Origin of the sequence: Paenibacillus motobuensis (assembly GCF_039521865.1) — a bacterium.
Classification (GTDB): domain Bacteria; phylum Bacillota; class Bacilli; order Paenibacillales; family Paenibacillaceae; genus Fontibacillus; species Fontibacillus motobuensis.
The window spans coordinates 563365-578063 of the sequence record NZ_BAAACX010000007.1 but is presented as its reverse complement, the minus strand read 5'-3'; the positions used below and the strand labels follow the sequence as shown (position 1 = coordinate 578063).

At 40.3% G+C, this 14699-nt stretch carries 20 protein-coding genes and 1 pseudogene; 4 read left to right on the top strand and 17 right to left on the bottom strand.

The genetic code is table 11. From position 1 onward, the window contains the following. Positions 1–95: 95 nt before the first annotated feature. The gene (locus ABD014_RS07875; RefSeq protein ID WP_343859560.1) at positions 96–512 is read left to right on the top strand and encodes a VOC family protein; all 417 of its coding nucleotides are present in this window, start codon (positions 96–98) and stop codon (positions 510–512) included. 90 nt (positions 513–602) lie between these two features. Here ABD014_RS07875 and ABD014_RS07870 read toward each other — a convergent pair whose 3' ends face one another. From ABD014_RS07870 to ABD014_RS07805, 14 genes and pseudogenes are all read right to left on the bottom strand, one after another. Continuing rightward, entirely contained in the window at positions 603–1085 is a 483-nt protein-coding gene (locus tag ABD014_RS07870; protein ID WP_343859558.1) for an NUDIX hydrolase, read from the bottom strand. Between the two features lie 31 nt (positions 1086–1116). Next, positions 1117–1551: a GNAT family N-acetyltransferase gene (locus tag ABD014_RS07865; RefSeq protein WP_343859555.1), complete on the bottom strand. Its 435-nt coding sequence runs from the start codon at positions 1549–1551 to the stop codon at positions 1117–1119. Next, positions 1538–2032: an NUDIX domain-containing protein gene (locus ABD014_RS07860; protein ID WP_343859553.1), complete on the bottom strand. Its 495-nt coding sequence runs from the start codon at positions 2030–2032 to the stop codon at positions 1538–1540. Before ABD014_RS07860 ends, ABD014_RS07865 begins: the two co-directional genes overlap by 14 nt. A 42-nt stretch (positions 2033–2074) precedes the next feature. Further along, entirely contained in the window at positions 2075–2605 is a 531-nt protein-coding gene (locus ABD014_RS07855; protein WP_343859551.1) for a hypothetical protein, read from the bottom strand. 113 nt (positions 2606–2718) lie between these two features. Further along, positions 2719–3357 (bottom strand): annotated as a pseudogene (locus ABD014_RS24825) (transposase); the annotation flags it as partial. A gap of 139 nt (positions 3358–3496) precedes the next feature. After that, positions 3497–4063 carry a hypothetical protein gene (locus ABD014_RS07845; protein ID WP_343859549.1) on the bottom strand — a complete coding sequence of 189 codons (567 nt, stop codon included), beginning with the start codon at positions 4061–4063 and terminating at the stop codon, positions 3497–3499. A 338-nt stretch (positions 4064–4401) separates the two neighbouring features. Next, a complete protein-coding gene (locus ABD014_RS07840) occupies positions 4402–4647 on the bottom strand; it encodes a hypothetical protein (protein WP_343859546.1) in 246 nt (81 codons plus the stop codon). Between the two features lie 29 nt (positions 4648–4676). Further along, the gene (locus ABD014_RS07835; protein WP_343859544.1) at positions 4677–5105 is read right to left on the bottom strand and encodes a DUF1801 domain-containing protein; all 429 of its coding nucleotides are present in this window, start codon (positions 5103–5105) and stop codon (positions 4677–4679) included. Positions 5106–5130: 25 nt separating this feature from the next. Continuing rightward, on the bottom strand, positions 5131–5595 hold the full coding sequence (locus ABD014_RS07830; protein WP_343859541.1) for a DUF4871 domain-containing protein: 465 nt from the start codon (positions 5593–5595) through the stop codon (positions 5131–5133). Positions 5596–5621: 26 nt separating this feature from the next. After that, positions 5622–5831 (bottom strand): hypothetical protein, encoded by a 210-nt coding sequence (locus ABD014_RS07825; protein WP_343859539.1) that lies wholly within the window; start codon positions 5829–5831, stop codon positions 5622–5624. Between the two features lie 31 nt (positions 5832–5862). Continuing rightward, on the bottom strand, positions 5863–6288 hold the full coding sequence (locus ABD014_RS07820) for a GNAT family N-acetyltransferase (protein ID WP_343859536.1): 426 nt from the start codon (positions 6286–6288) through the stop codon (positions 5863–5865). Beyond that, positions 6272–6832: a GNAT family N-acetyltransferase gene (locus ABD014_RS07815; protein ID WP_343859534.1), complete on the bottom strand. Its 561-nt coding sequence runs from the start codon at positions 6830–6832 to the stop codon at positions 6272–6274. Before ABD014_RS07815 ends, ABD014_RS07820 begins: the two co-directional genes overlap by 17 nt. Before the next feature lie 314 nt (positions 6833–7146). Continuing rightward, the gene (locus ABD014_RS07810) at positions 7147–7923 is read right to left on the bottom strand and encodes a response regulator transcription factor (protein WP_343859532.1); all 777 of its coding nucleotides are present in this window, start codon (positions 7921–7923) and stop codon (positions 7147–7149) included. Position 7924: 1 nt separating this feature from the next. After that, complete coding sequence (locus ABD014_RS07805) at positions 7925–9346, bottom strand: sensor histidine kinase (RefSeq protein WP_343859529.1); 1422 nt, start codon at positions 9344–9346, stop codon at positions 7925–7927. Between the two features lie 376 nt (positions 9347–9722). Between ABD014_RS07805 and ABD014_RS07800 the strand changes: the two genes are divergently transcribed. Together ABD014_RS07800 and ABD014_RS07795 are read left to right on the top strand one after the other, a co-directional pair. Beyond that, the gene (locus tag ABD014_RS07800; protein WP_343859525.1) at positions 9723–10052 is read left to right on the top strand and encodes a NusG domain II-containing protein; all 330 of its coding nucleotides are present in this window, start codon (positions 9723–9725) and stop codon (positions 10050–10052) included. Between the two features lie 38 nt (positions 10053–10090). After that, positions 10091–11875: a flavocytochrome c gene (locus ABD014_RS07795; protein ID WP_343859522.1), complete on the top strand. Its 1785-nt coding sequence runs from the start codon at positions 10091–10093 to the stop codon at positions 11873–11875. A gap of 90 nt (positions 11876–11965) precedes the next feature. On the opposite strand, the gene ABD014_RS07790 is transcribed toward ABD014_RS07795, so the two are convergent. The 3 genes from ABD014_RS07790 to ABD014_RS07780 all read right to left on the bottom strand — a co-directional run bounded on the left by ABD014_RS07790 (position 11966) and on the right by ABD014_RS07780 (position 13724). Further along, positions 11966–12472: a DinB family protein gene (locus ABD014_RS07790; protein ID WP_343859519.1), complete on the bottom strand. Its 507-nt coding sequence runs from the start codon at positions 12470–12472 to the stop codon at positions 11966–11968. Between the two features lie 39 nt (positions 12473–12511). After that, positions 12512–13048 carry a hypothetical protein gene (locus ABD014_RS07785; RefSeq protein WP_343859516.1) on the bottom strand — a complete coding sequence of 179 codons (537 nt, stop codon included), beginning with the start codon at positions 13046–13048 and terminating at the stop codon, positions 12512–12514. 172 nt (positions 13049–13220) lie between these two features. Further along, positions 13221–13724, bottom strand: coding sequence for a GNAT family N-acetyltransferase (locus tag ABD014_RS07780; RefSeq protein WP_343859513.1), 504 nt, complete (start codon positions 13722–13724; stop codon positions 13221–13223). Between the two features lie 230 nt (positions 13725–13954). On the opposite strand from ABD014_RS07780, the gene ABD014_RS07775 reads away from it, so the two are divergent. Next, positions 13955–14644, top strand: coding sequence for a response regulator transcription factor (locus ABD014_RS07775; RefSeq protein ID WP_343859510.1), 690 nt, complete (start codon positions 13955–13957; stop codon positions 14642–14644). Positions 14645–14699 lie beyond the last annotated feature (55 nt).

Genomic DNA, 14699 nt, shown 5'->3' with positions numbered 1-14699 from the left:
ATCAAATTTTTAATTCACAGATTCACATGGTACAATTTTTAAGTAAATTGATTTCTCTGATTTCTAAATTGAATCCATGATGAGGAGTGAAGTTAGTGGCTGTTGATGTTTATTTGTATTTCAATGGAAATTGCCGTGAAGCTGTGGAGTATTATGCACAAGTATTCGAGACCGAGAAGCCACAAATTATGGCTTTCGGTGACAACCCGCCTAACCCTGAATTTCCACTTCCTGAAGAAGCCAGAAATTTAGTTATGCACTCACGACTTAACATCAATGGCAGCAATGTCATGTTCTCCGATGTTTTTCCTGGTTCGCCATTTACAGTAGGGAACAACATTGGTCTTGCTTATGGCAGCAAAGACATGGATCAGATCAAACAATTATTTAACAAGCTGAAAGATGGCGGCACGGTAAAAATGGAGCTGCAAGAAACATTCTGGAGCAAATGCTATGGCAACCTCCGAGACAAGTTCGGAATTGAATGGCAGCTTAGTCATGAAAGTGAATAATTGTTGATCAGAAAAGACGCTAAATAATAAAGGATATAGATCATCTCTTCTCAGAGAAAATCTATATCCTTTTTTTACCCTAAGGGGAAATTATTTTGGATATATTTGTTTTAAATAATATTGAATCCCGGCTCGATCGATATCTGTGAACTGCAGAGGATGACTCTCTATCAGATCTCTTAACTCACTCGTTGTGATCCATCTGATATCCGTTGTCTCATCTCCTGTTTTCAATAATTTCCCCTTTGCTCTGCATCTAAAATAGTAGCCCACAGAATCTACAGGCCCTTTAATCGTTTGATATGCGGCAAAGGGCTTCATGCACTCTACTTCAAACGAATGACCTTCAGTAACGGTTCGTAGTTCTTCTCCTTCAATTTCATACACATCCAAGCCAGTCTCTTCTTTAACTTCTCTCCTCAGAGCCTGGACTAATGATTCAAAGGGTTCAATGCGCCCCCCAGGAAGTTCAATAGATACGCGCTCGTTAGGCTTCACTCTATTCTGAATCACAATTTCTATTTGCCCATCGCGCTCTCTTTCAATGATTGCCCTGGAATTGACATAGAACAAAATAAATACCTCCTCCAAGATCCAGTTCTAATTAATATTCTAGCTTATACACAACTTCCCCTTCGATCACTCGTCCATCTGCCTGAAAGCCTAATTGTTCATACAAATGTCTTGCTCCAATATTCGCTGGTTCAAAACTGATATATATCATCCGATGTTGAAGATCTTCTTTAATTCTATCAATAAGCAGCTCCATAGCAGCCTTCCCATATCCTTTTGACTGATACTTAGAATCTATCATTAAGCGATAAATCCAATACTCCTGATCCTCATGATCTATACAATACATCGTAAAGCCCACAAGAACTTCATCATGATAAATAGCTAAGCAGATACACTCTGGGTATGCCTTAGCCTGTGCGAGCGAGAATAAATTTGACGCAACGAACTCTTTCTGGTCATCAGTTACACTCAGCTTAATAACATCATAGAAATTGTCTCGATCTACCTCTCTAAGTGCGATCATAGGTGTTCCCCCATTCAAAATGTGCTCTTTCTTCTTGTTTTGAACTAAAAATATACTCTGGATAATTGTTCGCTATCGGCGGAAGCTTGTGCTCTGAGAAAAATTGTAGTTCCAGCATCTCTTCATTATCTGATGTTAATTGGCCACCAAGGATCATACATTCAAAAACAATCGTTAAATATTCTACTTGATGTCCATTATTATAAATAAAGCGATGATCTTCCCCACCATACACCCCAATTATTCGACTCGGTTCAATCACAAGCCCTGTCTCTTCTTCCGCTTCTCTGACCATGGCTTGAGCTGGAGTCTCTCCAAGCTCTATGGCACCTGCAATTAGTCCCCAATTCTCCTCATTATGTTTTCTGCCGAACAAAATCTCTCCGCGTTCATTTCTAATAATTCCAGCAACAGCAGGCATAAATATGAGTTGATTGCCTACGTTATCTCTTAATTTTTGATAGTAATCTGACATTCCCATAGAAAGCCCCCTCCTTTCACCCCAATTTTGTATGCATTTAAATTACAAAGCTAGATACCGACTCAACCCTAATATGGCGAAACAGAACAGCACTGTGCCGGCACCAATGCCGGTTATGGCACTATTCGCAACGCTCAGTTTTTTAGATAACCAGAATGAAATAATTACTACTCCAATAAGTAGAATCCCTAGAATGTTCAGACTGGAATCTTTAAATACATCTTTGAGCCAGAAAAAATGAACCCCAACAATAAAAGCAATCCACGGGGCAACATAATCACTTCTTTTTAATCTAATAATTAGGAAAGCGCCAACACCCGCAAGGAGAAACTCAATAATCACAAATATCAAGTAACTTCTGAATGTACTTGTATCTGATAATGCCGAAGCTTCATTCCAATTGATAATACTTAAGTAGACACCAATCAAGCAGACGATAAGTGCGACCCCACTAGCGATCCCAATATATAATCTCCAGCTCTTTCGGGGCTTCTCCTGAGCCCATCCGAACCATATAAAACTGAACATTCCGAAAATCGCCATGTACATCGTATAGTCCCGTAGATATTCCATATCATCACCCCTCCTAATAGTTATAAAAATAACCCAGCCCTAGATCAAACTTATCTCAGGCTAGGCCATGTTGTGAGCTTTTTCGGCATTCGGATTTTATAGTGGAAAAGGGCTTATAGTTCGCCCTTCTCCAATTTCTCAATTAAGGTGGAAATGTCGATGCCAAGAAGCTCGCCAGATTCACAAACAACGCCAAAAGGAGGCATTCTATCAAAAGAAGGATAGTTCATATCATAGTGGTCAAGGTCAGAAAGGAAATCACACTTCTCATACTTGGGCTTACGCTCTTTTGTAAGACCCTCTGTAAAGTGCATTTTGGCTCTAAGGGCTTCAAATGAGTATCCTCTACCCAAACGATTCATTACACGTATAAGGCTGTTCAGAGTCTCCGTATAAGTGTTTGTGATGCGATGGTCGAAGTAAGGCATATCTCTGTCTCCCAGTTCGCCATAGCCTTTGTAAGAGGCTCAAAAGCGGATTGTAGTTCCTTTGGTATCTTGGCTTGTAGCATATTACCTTTTCCTTATTCCTATTGGGTAGAACGTCTAACAACATCCGTTCCTCGATGTTGGTTAGTACGCACCGCAGCTTAATGATATGGATTTCATCTATACCCAGCCAGTTAGGAAACCTTAGCGTCTCTTCTAATCGGTTAATGTAACACGAAAGATATTGCGTATCGTCTTTTCGTTTTGTCCAACGTCTTCTGATATGCTGACGGGTTGAATTTTGATAGTTTCAAGATGTCCATATATTTGACCTCGTATTGTTCTTCTGGGAAACCTGCTCGACCACGTAAGCCAGTAAGTTTAAATCGAGTCTTCCTAAGTCAACCATCGTCTTAAACCGTAGCGAATCGAACAACGTTTCACCAACGTAACTATTTCCTCGCTATTCGCCTGACCTGATTCCAGCCCAGTTTCGAAGGTGTTGAGATGCTCTTAGTTCCTCTTCAAATCTTCGGATCTCAGAGTCTTGCAGATGAATGCGAGAGACCATGTCCTCCAACTTCGAGGCAAGATCCAATTCTCCCATGGCGACAGCGATCTCGCCACGAGCTGCCAGCAGTCTTGCATGCCCGATGCCGGATTCGTCCTTCGTTTCTTCCAAAGCGCGGTCGAGCGTTTTGGCTGCCGCACGATCATTGGCATAGATATCGCGCAGGAACCAAACCTGATTGAGGATTTCCTCCGTGTGATCTTGGGCTTCAAGGTACAGAGGAGGCGCGTAATACTTGTCCATGTATACGAGCATGTTGCCGAACGGGTCGAAGACCCGAAACTGACTCCCATCCCGTGAACGGCGCGTAAGACGGGGGAAGCCGCTAAGCGGTACAGTCCCGAGGTTGTTCCTAAGATTAACCGCAAAACGATCATGGAATTTTCCCAATTCCGTCACGTTAACGATGAGGGCACCGAACGCCTTCTTGCCCCCGAATTGGGCATAGTTAGACGTCATAAGCCAAAGATCCCCATCCCGAACTTCTGCGAATCGGTATGGAAACGTCTCGTCACGGACAATTTCAAAACCAAGCGACCTGTAAAAAGTGACGCTTTCGTCAACGTTTTCGCTGGGTAGCATAGGTTCTATACTTATTGAAGATTGCTCCATCCCCTTAATTCCTCCTTTTCGAGAGATCCATAGGCGCACATATATATGTCCCTATGGATTTGTCTTTCTCTGATGATCTTTTATTTCGTTACATAATCCGATTTTACATCAATATGTTATCAATCAGTTTTCAACCATATTTCCGAAGAGCCCTTTTTTCATTGCAGCACTCTGGTCACTACAGTTCATTTAGCTGATTTGCCCTCTTTCTCATTTCCACGTTTAAAATTCCCTGTCAATTTAGCCATGACTAGCTGGGTTTCCAGATGGTCCTTCCCGTCTATAGATTTTAAAAATTTATCACTTGCCTTACCAGTGAGTATGGATACTTGCTTCCCTTTCCAATAAATAAAAACTTTTTTGTCTTTCGTCGTTTTATAAGTGAATACTTCATCTTCACCAAGTCGATTCCGTTTATCGATGTTATTCATTTAATCACTCCATATTGATAACATGATTACTATATATTGTTTGTCGCCTCTAACCATTTAGTTACAACTTTCATGAGATGATTACGATTATTTTCCACATCACTTGCTGATAAGAACTTAATCATTGCCCGATCACCAGTGATCCAGTCAAGTAATTTCGTGTCATCCTCAAAAAGCGGGCCTTTGTCCGCATATTCCGTACGTTTAGACCCACAATGAAAAATCAGACGAAAACCTTCCTTGCCATGTAAATTAAACGTAATTCGATCTTGATTATTGATACAAAAACTCGGTGCATTCCATTTAACATGTTCTGTAATCTGATCGCTAGCACCTAGAATAATTTTTCGAACTTCTTCAATTTCTGTCTTTAGAGGATGCTGCAACTGACGAAGAAATTCAATCACTTGTACATGTCCTGAAAGTTCTTCACCTTGCTTTTTATTATTGGGTCCCATAACCTATCCCTCCAAAATTATTATTTTACTCTTCCTGGACATTGACAATGATTGAACCCAAAGACTTCCCGCCAAGGTAAGAATCCAATCGCCATAATCCACTTGAAGGAAGCATTAGATTGGATGGCCTATGTGCATCTGCCCCATTATTCGGGCCGGTAATTGAGTCATATTCCCATACTAATCTTTCCTGGGAGGTTCCTGCTTCTGCGACTAACGCTTTTATCTTCTGTTTTGACTTAACATTTATGGCCTCCACTCTAAAAGGTCCATTTTCAAGTTCTTCTTGAGTCCCCCAGAAATGCCACATATATTTATTAGATTGATTTGCAACAAATTCTGGGCCCAGAATGCCTATTTTCCCCTCTATACCAATCATGGCTACCTGATCCGAGTAAAATATAGGACTAGGTTCTATAGCAGCCTTATTAGAATTACAACCGGGCAAAGTAAAAAGTGCAGCAAGTAGTAAGTAGACAGCAGCTCGCATAAGCTCAACTCCTTCCCATTCTCAAATCATATATTCCAATAATTATTCTTATCCTTGTAATATTTCTCTTCCGCTTTGGACCTAGAATCAAATGCTAGTATGCTCAGAACAGGAATAATGGAGAATACGATAACATAAATCAGATTGTCTGGATTAAACCTAAAAATCAATCCATAACCTGCGAAACAAAGTAAAACCGCAATAATCATCGCTATTATCTTTGCTTTCCATGACATACTGACTCCTCCTCTATGGAAATACGCAACCTCAATTATTCCTTCTGCCCTGAGGCTGCCTTCTCATAAATCTTTCCGAGTCTCTTTCAAATCCATATTCTTCATAAAGTCCATGGGCATCTAGTGTCCCTAAAACTCCTGTCATCCATTCATATTCCTTAGAATTAGTGATTATTTCGATTAGCTTCTTTGCTATTCCTTGACCTTGATATTCTTCTAGAACAAAGACATCGCATAAATAATAAATTGTAGCTTGGTCTGTGACTACTCTGGCAAATCCTATTTGTTGTTCTTCAAGGTAAACACCATAACAGTGAGAATGATCTATTGATCTAAGGATACGTTCAGGCGGCCTTCGGTTTGCCCAGTAACTTTGAGCAAGAAAGTCTAGGATAACTTGTTTGTCTAACTTGGCTTTATCATCAGAAATTAAGTAATTTTTATAATTGACCTCCATGAACACCCCTCCTTATTGAATATTCCAGTTGAAAGTCTCTTGGATCGTTGTCATACAATTTTTTATTTATTTCCTTCGCTTCTATACAGCCTATAGCGAAATAAAACGCCACTGTCTCTTCAGCAGAACCAGCACATATGTATATTTTATCCGCTTTCCATTCCAATGCCTTATCTGAAATAATCGAGAACAGTCTTGTTCCAATGCCTTTATTCCGATGTTCTAAGGTTATAAATAATTGATCCAATAAAACGTAATTATACTTAACACCAAAAAATTCATGATTCAGTGTTGCAAATCCTATTAATCTATTTCTTTCATCAAAGGCGCCAACTGCATAGCCATCTTGCAGGATGGTTTCTCTCAGACTATTGAAATGATAGTCATATCCGCTTGGCCAATCGTTATCCTGATAATTAATAACAACTAATTGACGCTTTCCATCGACTTCTCTCCAGGCTCTGTTTATATACTGAGAGGGATCCATGTCTTTTATTTGTTCACAATCATCAAGGGTTAATGCTCTATAATTTACATTTAACATTTATAATTTCTCCGCTTCAGTCAAGTTCATTTGCCTCAGCCTTCTTCCACAATTATACATCTATCAAGCAAAGGGACGATAGCCCCGCAAATGTATTTAATTAAACTATCCCATTAATCTGAGCACAATTGTATTCCAAACTTACGCAAATCAAAACGGAGAAAGACCCTGTCTGGATCATTCTCCGTCTTAAAATAGGGAGCCTCTATCTTCCCCATACCATGTTCCACATTCGTCTACGATGGTAAGGGTTCTGCGGATCTACTCCGCATCCCATCAACCACTGTACCGCATTATCCCGTTCGGCAGCCCTCTTATTTACACGATTTATTCTTATATTCGATCGGACACATACCAACTCGATTTTTAAAAAGACGACTAAAATAATACTGATTCGTATAACCTACCTTCACCGCTAGCTCGCCGATTTTGATATTATGCATCGAATGATCCAAAATTTCCTTTGCTTTCGAAATGCGGAGCTCTGTTAAATATTCGAGAAAAGAAGCTCCCAGCTCTTGTTTCATTTTTTTACTTAAATACGTATGATTTATATAAAATAATGCAGCAACACGCGATACAGTTAATTCCGGATCATGGTAGTGATTATCGATATATTCCGTGATTTTGCTCATGATCACCGTGCTCGTTCCTTGATCTATCTTGCTATTCGGTTCTCCCCCGCAATCTTTCATCGTATCGTCCGTCGGATAGCATTGACGTAAATGTACATCTATCTTCTGCAATACCCGCTTTAAATCGCTTTTAGGAACCGGCTTTAACAAATAGTCATAAGCTTGCAACTGCACAGCTTGCCTCGCATATTCAAACGAGTCATATCCGCTAACAATAATAGCAATCACTTGTTCATAACGACTTTTCACATGCCGCAACAGATCAAGTCCATTCATATCTGGCATATTGATATCCACGAATAATAAATGAGGAGGGGTTCTCTCCATCAAAGCTAGCGTCTCAGCTGCATTTCTCGCTTTGCCGACCACTTCAAAAGGTAATTGACTATCTTTAATATATTGAGTAAGTCCTTCACGTATCGTCTTCTCATCATCCACGATAATTACTTTCCACATCTTATTCAATCTCCTCTAAGGGTAAAATCAAAGTCATCGTTGTCACACCATGTCTACTATCTACCTTCAGTCCATAAGGTTCGCCATAGGTTAATTTCAATCGATGGTTTACACTGTATAAACCAAAGCCAATGGTTCCATCCTTCCACCGGCTGCTAGACAACGCCTGCTGAATGACCTTCATCCTATCTTCTGAGATTGGCAATCCATTATTCTCGACTACAATATGCATATCCCGGTCCTTCTCATAGGTGCGAATGGAGATTTTGCTCTTCTGATCAATTAATGGCTTAATTCCATGATAAATGGCATTTTCAACAAGAGGTTGCAGTAAGAAGCGAATGATTCGCTTTGAACCCAGATGTTCATCATACATCAACTCATATTCTAATATCTCTTCATACCGCACACATTGAATTTGCAGATAACTTTCAACATGATGGAATTCCTGTTCCAAGGTAATAAATTGATTGCATCCCCCTAAGCCAAGTCGGAAATACGTACTTAAAGACTCGACCAATTCGACGACATCATCCGCTCCATATGCGCCAGCCTTCCATTGAATTGTATCCAACGTGTTATATAGAAAGTGAGGCTTGATTTGTTCCTGGATGAGACGCAGTTCCATTTCCTTCTTTTCTTGCTCGTAGTGATAGAGCTTCGCTAACATCTGATTGAAACTTCTCCCTAAATCTCCGATCTCATCCTGATGATTCTCGGTGGCACGAATATTTCGATCTCCTGCTTCGACCTTACCCATAATTTTCTGCAAAGAGCGGATCGGCTTGACGATCGAATTACCAAGCAGAATCAATAACAGGAAGAATACGAATCCGGTCACACCACCGACGAGCAATGCGGATCGTTGAGTTTTGTCGACCCCTTGCAACAATTGTGAATGAGGAACTTGAAATTTTAATTCCCAATGAGGAACCTGCTCAATCGGTGCTATAAAAGTTGCCATCTTATCTGCATTTCGGGCTGTCTCGTCATCTCTTCCAGGCTGACCCGTCTGCGGAGCATAAAACTCATGATCGAATAATAATTCACCCTTTCCATCATAGACATTAATATCCTTTGCAATTTCTTGCATCGCCTCAATGGATACTGCCGCCGAAATATAAGCTGCTTCATCATAGACCTGCGGCTTAATCCGATAAAGAATAACGACAATATCCGCTTGATTCGCATGGGATTGAATTCGATTGCTCACGACATAAGAAGCATCCGATTCACAAAGCCGCACATAATATTCTCGATCGACGATCGAAAAGGGTTTATCGTAAGAAGACCAGGATTGGCCGTACCGATTCACCACTCGAATGGATTCATATTCTTTATTACGCAGGAGAGCCAGCTTCTCAACTTCTTGTAACAACGCCTCCCGATCCCATTGATGGTCTGCAGCTAATGTTGCTAACATCTCAACCTCCCCGATTCGCTGCTTAAACCAATAGGAAATTTGTTCACTGCGTGCACTGACAATCTGTTGCGTCAAACTTTTATTCAAAGGAATAACCGTTCGTTCTAATTCAAAATGAATAGCGCCTAGGATGGCCAAAAATAAACATAAAAAACAACCACCAGCGTACCAAGCAATCTTCTTTTGTATCGATTTCATCTCCTATATTAGAACATGTTCTAAACACTTACTTATAGACCTGTCTCAACAATTGTCCGAAATAGATAAAAAAAGGACGGTTTGTGCAAATACTTTTTATACGATGCTCTATATAATTTTATTGTACCTTTTTTCACAAGGTAGGTGAAGCGAAATTAAAAAATGGGATTTCTTTATTGTGGTATCCATTGCTGTCATTGCGTTCATCGGATTCAGCTTCCATTCACAGCCTCAGTCTAGTAGCGCCGCAAGTATCAAATTTCTTGAGGTCTATATTGGGGATCAACTGGAGAAGCGAATTGAAATTCCTGATGACAATTATACGCAAACTTTCAGCATCGTCACCGAACACGGTATGAACACGGTACGCATTAAGGATGGCGCCGTGTCCATGGTTGAAGCAGACTGCCCAGATCATCTCTGTGAGCATAGTCAACCGATACATCGATTGAATGATCTCATTGTATGTATGCCCAACCGCGTTATTCTTACGTTGGTAAGTGAATGATTTCACTTAAATACCATAACATTATTCAAGGAGGAACTATGCGTACAAGAACAACCCAATTTCTATCCCTCATTCTCATCCTATGTCTGGTATTGACCATGACTGCCTGCGGCTCTAAAGATAATACGACTGCATCGGAAGATGGAGTTGTGAAGTCTATCGGTGTTGGCAATGGTAAGCATGGAGAAATCAAAGTTGAAGTCTCTTTTGCGGACGGTAAAATCACGAACATTGAAGTTTTGGAACAGAAAGAAAACGAGGTATTGTCTGAGCCCGTATACACCAAGCTTAAAGATAGCGTCATGCAGGCGAACACAGCTGATGTAGATGCCATTAGCGGCTCCACAGAAACTAGTAAGGGCTATTTAGCTGCGATTCAAGATGCGATTAGCAAAGCTGGTATTACTCTTGCGGCAGGTTCGGCAGTCAGCGGAAATGCGCAGCAAGAAGATGCTGAGCAAACTTACGACGTCGTTGTCATCGGTGCAGGCGGCGCAGGCTTCAGTGCTGCAATTGAAGCGAAAAAAGCAGGGGCTAACGTCGTAATTCTCGAAAAAATGCCAACCGTTGGCGGTAATACCCTGATCTCTGGTGGCGAAATGAACGCACCGAACACATGGGTACAGAAAGCCGTAGGTATTACTGATGATTCTGTTGACCTCTTCTATGAGGATACGATGAAGGGCGGCGACAACCTCGGCGATCCTAAAATGGTGCGAATCCTTGCTGAACAAGCTTTAGGTTCAGCAGAATGGCTTCGCGATGAAATCAAGGTGGAGTTTCTTCCCGATCAGCTATTCCAATTCGGCGGTCACTCTCGTAAACGTGCCTTAATTCCAGTTGGCCATACAGGTGCCGAACTTATCACGAAATTCAAAGCGAAAACCGATGAATTGCAAATTCCTATCAAGACGAATATGAAGGCAGAAAAATTGCTTACTGATGCGGGCGGTAAAGTAACTGGCGTAGAAGCAACAAGTGATTCAGGTCAGAAGATCACGTTCCATGCGAACAAAGGTGTTGTCATCGCATCCGGTGGATTTGGCTCCAATGTTGAAATGCGTATCAAATACAATCCGACTCTAGATGATAGCTATATGTCGACAGACTCTCCAGGTACAACGGGAGACGGCATTATCATGGCACAAGAGATTCAAGCAGCCATCACCAATATGGAGAACATCCAAACGTATCCAATTTGCGATCCTGTGACTGGCGTTATTTCCCTAGTAGCGGACTCTCGATTCGATGGTGCTATTCTAGTGAATCAAAGCGGGGAACGTTTTGTGGAAGAACTGGAACGTCGCGACGTCATCTCGCAAGCGATCCTGGCTCAGGAAGGCAAGTATGCTTACCAGTTGTGGAATCAAGATCTAGAAGGGATCAGTAAGACGATTGCCGCACATCCAGATGAATATGAACAGCTCATTAAAGAAGGCATGCTCTACAAAGCTGATACCATTGAAGATGCAGCTAAATTCTTCAACATTGATCCAGCTAAATTGCAAGCAACTGTCGATAAAGTAAATCAATATGCAAAGACAGGCAAAGATTTAGACTTTAATCATCGTGCAGGCCTCGCTTCGCTTGAAAATGGACCATATTACATCCAAAAAGCTGTACCATCGGTACACCATACAATGGGTGGTTTGGTGATTGATACCGAAACACGTGTATTGAATACAGACGGCAAGGTAATCCCAGGCTTATACGCAGCTGGTGAAGTTACAGGCGTTATTCATGGTTCGAATCGTCTCGGCGGTAACGCTATTGCCGATATCATTACATTCGGTCGAATTGCTGGCCAGCAAATTGCAAAATAATTGAAGCTTGACCCCAGTTTGTTAAATATAATTGGCTGCTCCGATCGTACAACCCCTATAGGTTTGTTTCGATCTGGAAGCAGCCTTTTTTTACTTAAAATCATCTTTAATCTCATTAATTTGTTCAATATGTCTTTGCTCATGCAAATACAGTGATTCTAACCATTCAATTAATAACATTTCTTGAAAAGCTGGGTGTTTAAAATATCTTCTACTCAGCACAGATGGGTCTTCTAACGTATTTAAGAATTCATTAAACTTCACTCTTGAATTTCGTAGTTGTTCAACGATTTCATCACGTTCTAATATTTCTTCAGTTGGTTTAACAATGTCCGGAGCTTCTAGCTTTCTACTTCTATCTAGTAGCGATTCTACTGGCTTACTCTCTATAATTGAATCTTCATTGCTCCTTAGCCCTCTCTTGATTGCTAAGACATATAATTCTTCTGTCTTAATTAAGTGTTGACATATCTGTGCAATACTCCAGCTATTTATATCTTTTCTTTGGTTTAATTGATCGCGACTCAAATCATTAAGAGTAGTTAGTAACTTCTCTCTCGTTTCTTTCAACTTTTGATGGATATGTTGAAATTCCATTTGAAACCTCCCTTATTTACTTCGTTACTGGAATTTCTCTCAAGTGCAATTCAAAATTTTATTAATAACATTGATTTCGTTTAATACTCGTGCTCTGCCTTTCTCGGTTGTATGCCAATTATCCTTGTCAATTCCCCTCTCATCTACAAGCGGTAATACATCAAAGGTTTTATCTGTCCTATTGAGTGCTGCCAATATCATAAATCGTCTACAAAAGAATGCCTTACCTGCTAACAAAATATTGTGCATTCCTGGATCTAATTGACTTACTCCTCCTACAACAACTTCTGAACCATCTTTAAAATCTCCTGATATGGGACAAATAAGTTCCTCCGGAATCCCCATTTCAACTAACAGAGGTTTATGGTACACGAACTCATTTGCTTCTAAAAAACAGTTATAAATATTAGGAATAAGTAGCTGTTTGAAGCCTTCTGATTTGTATAAATCCACAATTTTACTATTCAATTCTGGAAAATGCCCTGGATGATAAATAACAGCATCAGGGCTAATGAAATGATGTTGTCTTTGAAGGAATACCATTTCGCTAATATTCGTAATAAGCTGTTGATTCATTGCCTTTTCACCTGCCTTATAAACAAAAATTCACCTTAGATCATTAAACTCTCTGAGTAATTGATCTAAGGTGGCTGTGTTTGGTTTATTTCTATTTGATTATGTTATCATCTTGTGTAAGAAGCCGAGTGCTGCTAACACTCGACTACACAATTGGCTCGGAGTTCAATTTTCAAAACCTGAGAACCATTAAATCTTCATCATAATATTGATCCTCATATTTAAGAGCATTTCGTTCCTGACCATAAATTTCAAACCCTAACGATAGATATAATCTTTTCGCATTGTTATTAGTAGAGACCACTGTTAAATTGATTTGTTCCATCCCTTCCATTTCTCTTGTTTTTCTAATTAATTCTCCCACTAGTTTTCTTCCTAACCCAGTTCCTCTTTTCTCTGGAACCACATACATTCCAAAAATATGGCCTTTATGGCGAGTCTTCATGCCAGTATCCCGCATAAAAGTTACAACTCCAAATAAATGGCCTTCATCTCCAAATGCGCCTAACACAAACTTATCCATACTAGGTTTTATTCTTTCAGCTACAGCCTCAAGAGAGAATTTCACTTCACGGTCATAAGTAGAGCCAAAGGCACCAGGATCATTCCTTAAGCCATCCAATCGAACTTGTTGATACGCCTGAGCCTCTGATTCTTGTAAGATACTGATCCTCAATTTATCTCCCTCCTAACTCTCAATGATCCACAAACCTTTGATTATTTTTCTAGCTCTACCTTTTATGATTCCTCACCTTATTAAATTTTCCTCCTCTGATTGTTCCTTCTTCATGTTGTTCGCATTGCCCGAACCTCTTTACCCCATAAATTGATAAAAGCCTACTCCGTGAAAATTAAGGTTAATTAAAGGTTGCATTGCTAGAATAGGAAAGACAAGGAGGTATCTGCGTGCGAATACTTATCGTTGAAGATGAAATACACTTGGCTGAAGCCGTGGCACAGGTTCTCAAGAAGAACAATTATAGCGTCGATTTAGCTCATGACGGTGAATATGGGCTAGACTGCGCAATTTCTGCTATTTACGACTTCATCATTCTTGATATAATGCTCCCAAAAATAGACGGTATCACGATACTTAAAGAAATCAGAAAGCATGGTCTTTCTGTTCCTGTCGTCCTTCTAACGGCAAAAGGTGAGACAGAAGATACAGTAAACGGGTTAGATAGCGGTGCGGATGATTATATTGCCAAGCCATTTAAGTCCGAGGAACTTCTTGCCCGCCTCCGTGCGCTTAGTCGTCGGAAGGGCGAGCTGACTCAAGATGGTACATTGTCCTACGGAGACATCGACATCCATCCCCATTCCCTCGAATTATTTTGTGATAGTAAATCGTACAAGCTCACATTGAAGGAATTTCAGCTAATAGAGTTGCTTATTAACATGAGAGGCATGGTTGTATCTAAAAATACAATTATTGAAAAGCTGTGGGGATACGATGGCGAAGCCGAAGATAATAATGTGGAGGTATATATTTCGTTCTTGCGAAAGAAATTAACTCATATTAAATCTGTGACCTCGATCCATACGATCCGCGGAGTCGGGTATGTTCTGAAATCTCATGGTGATAGACATGTTTAAGAGATTACGGAACAAATTTATGATTCTGAATATGACCATCATTACGGTTGTCATG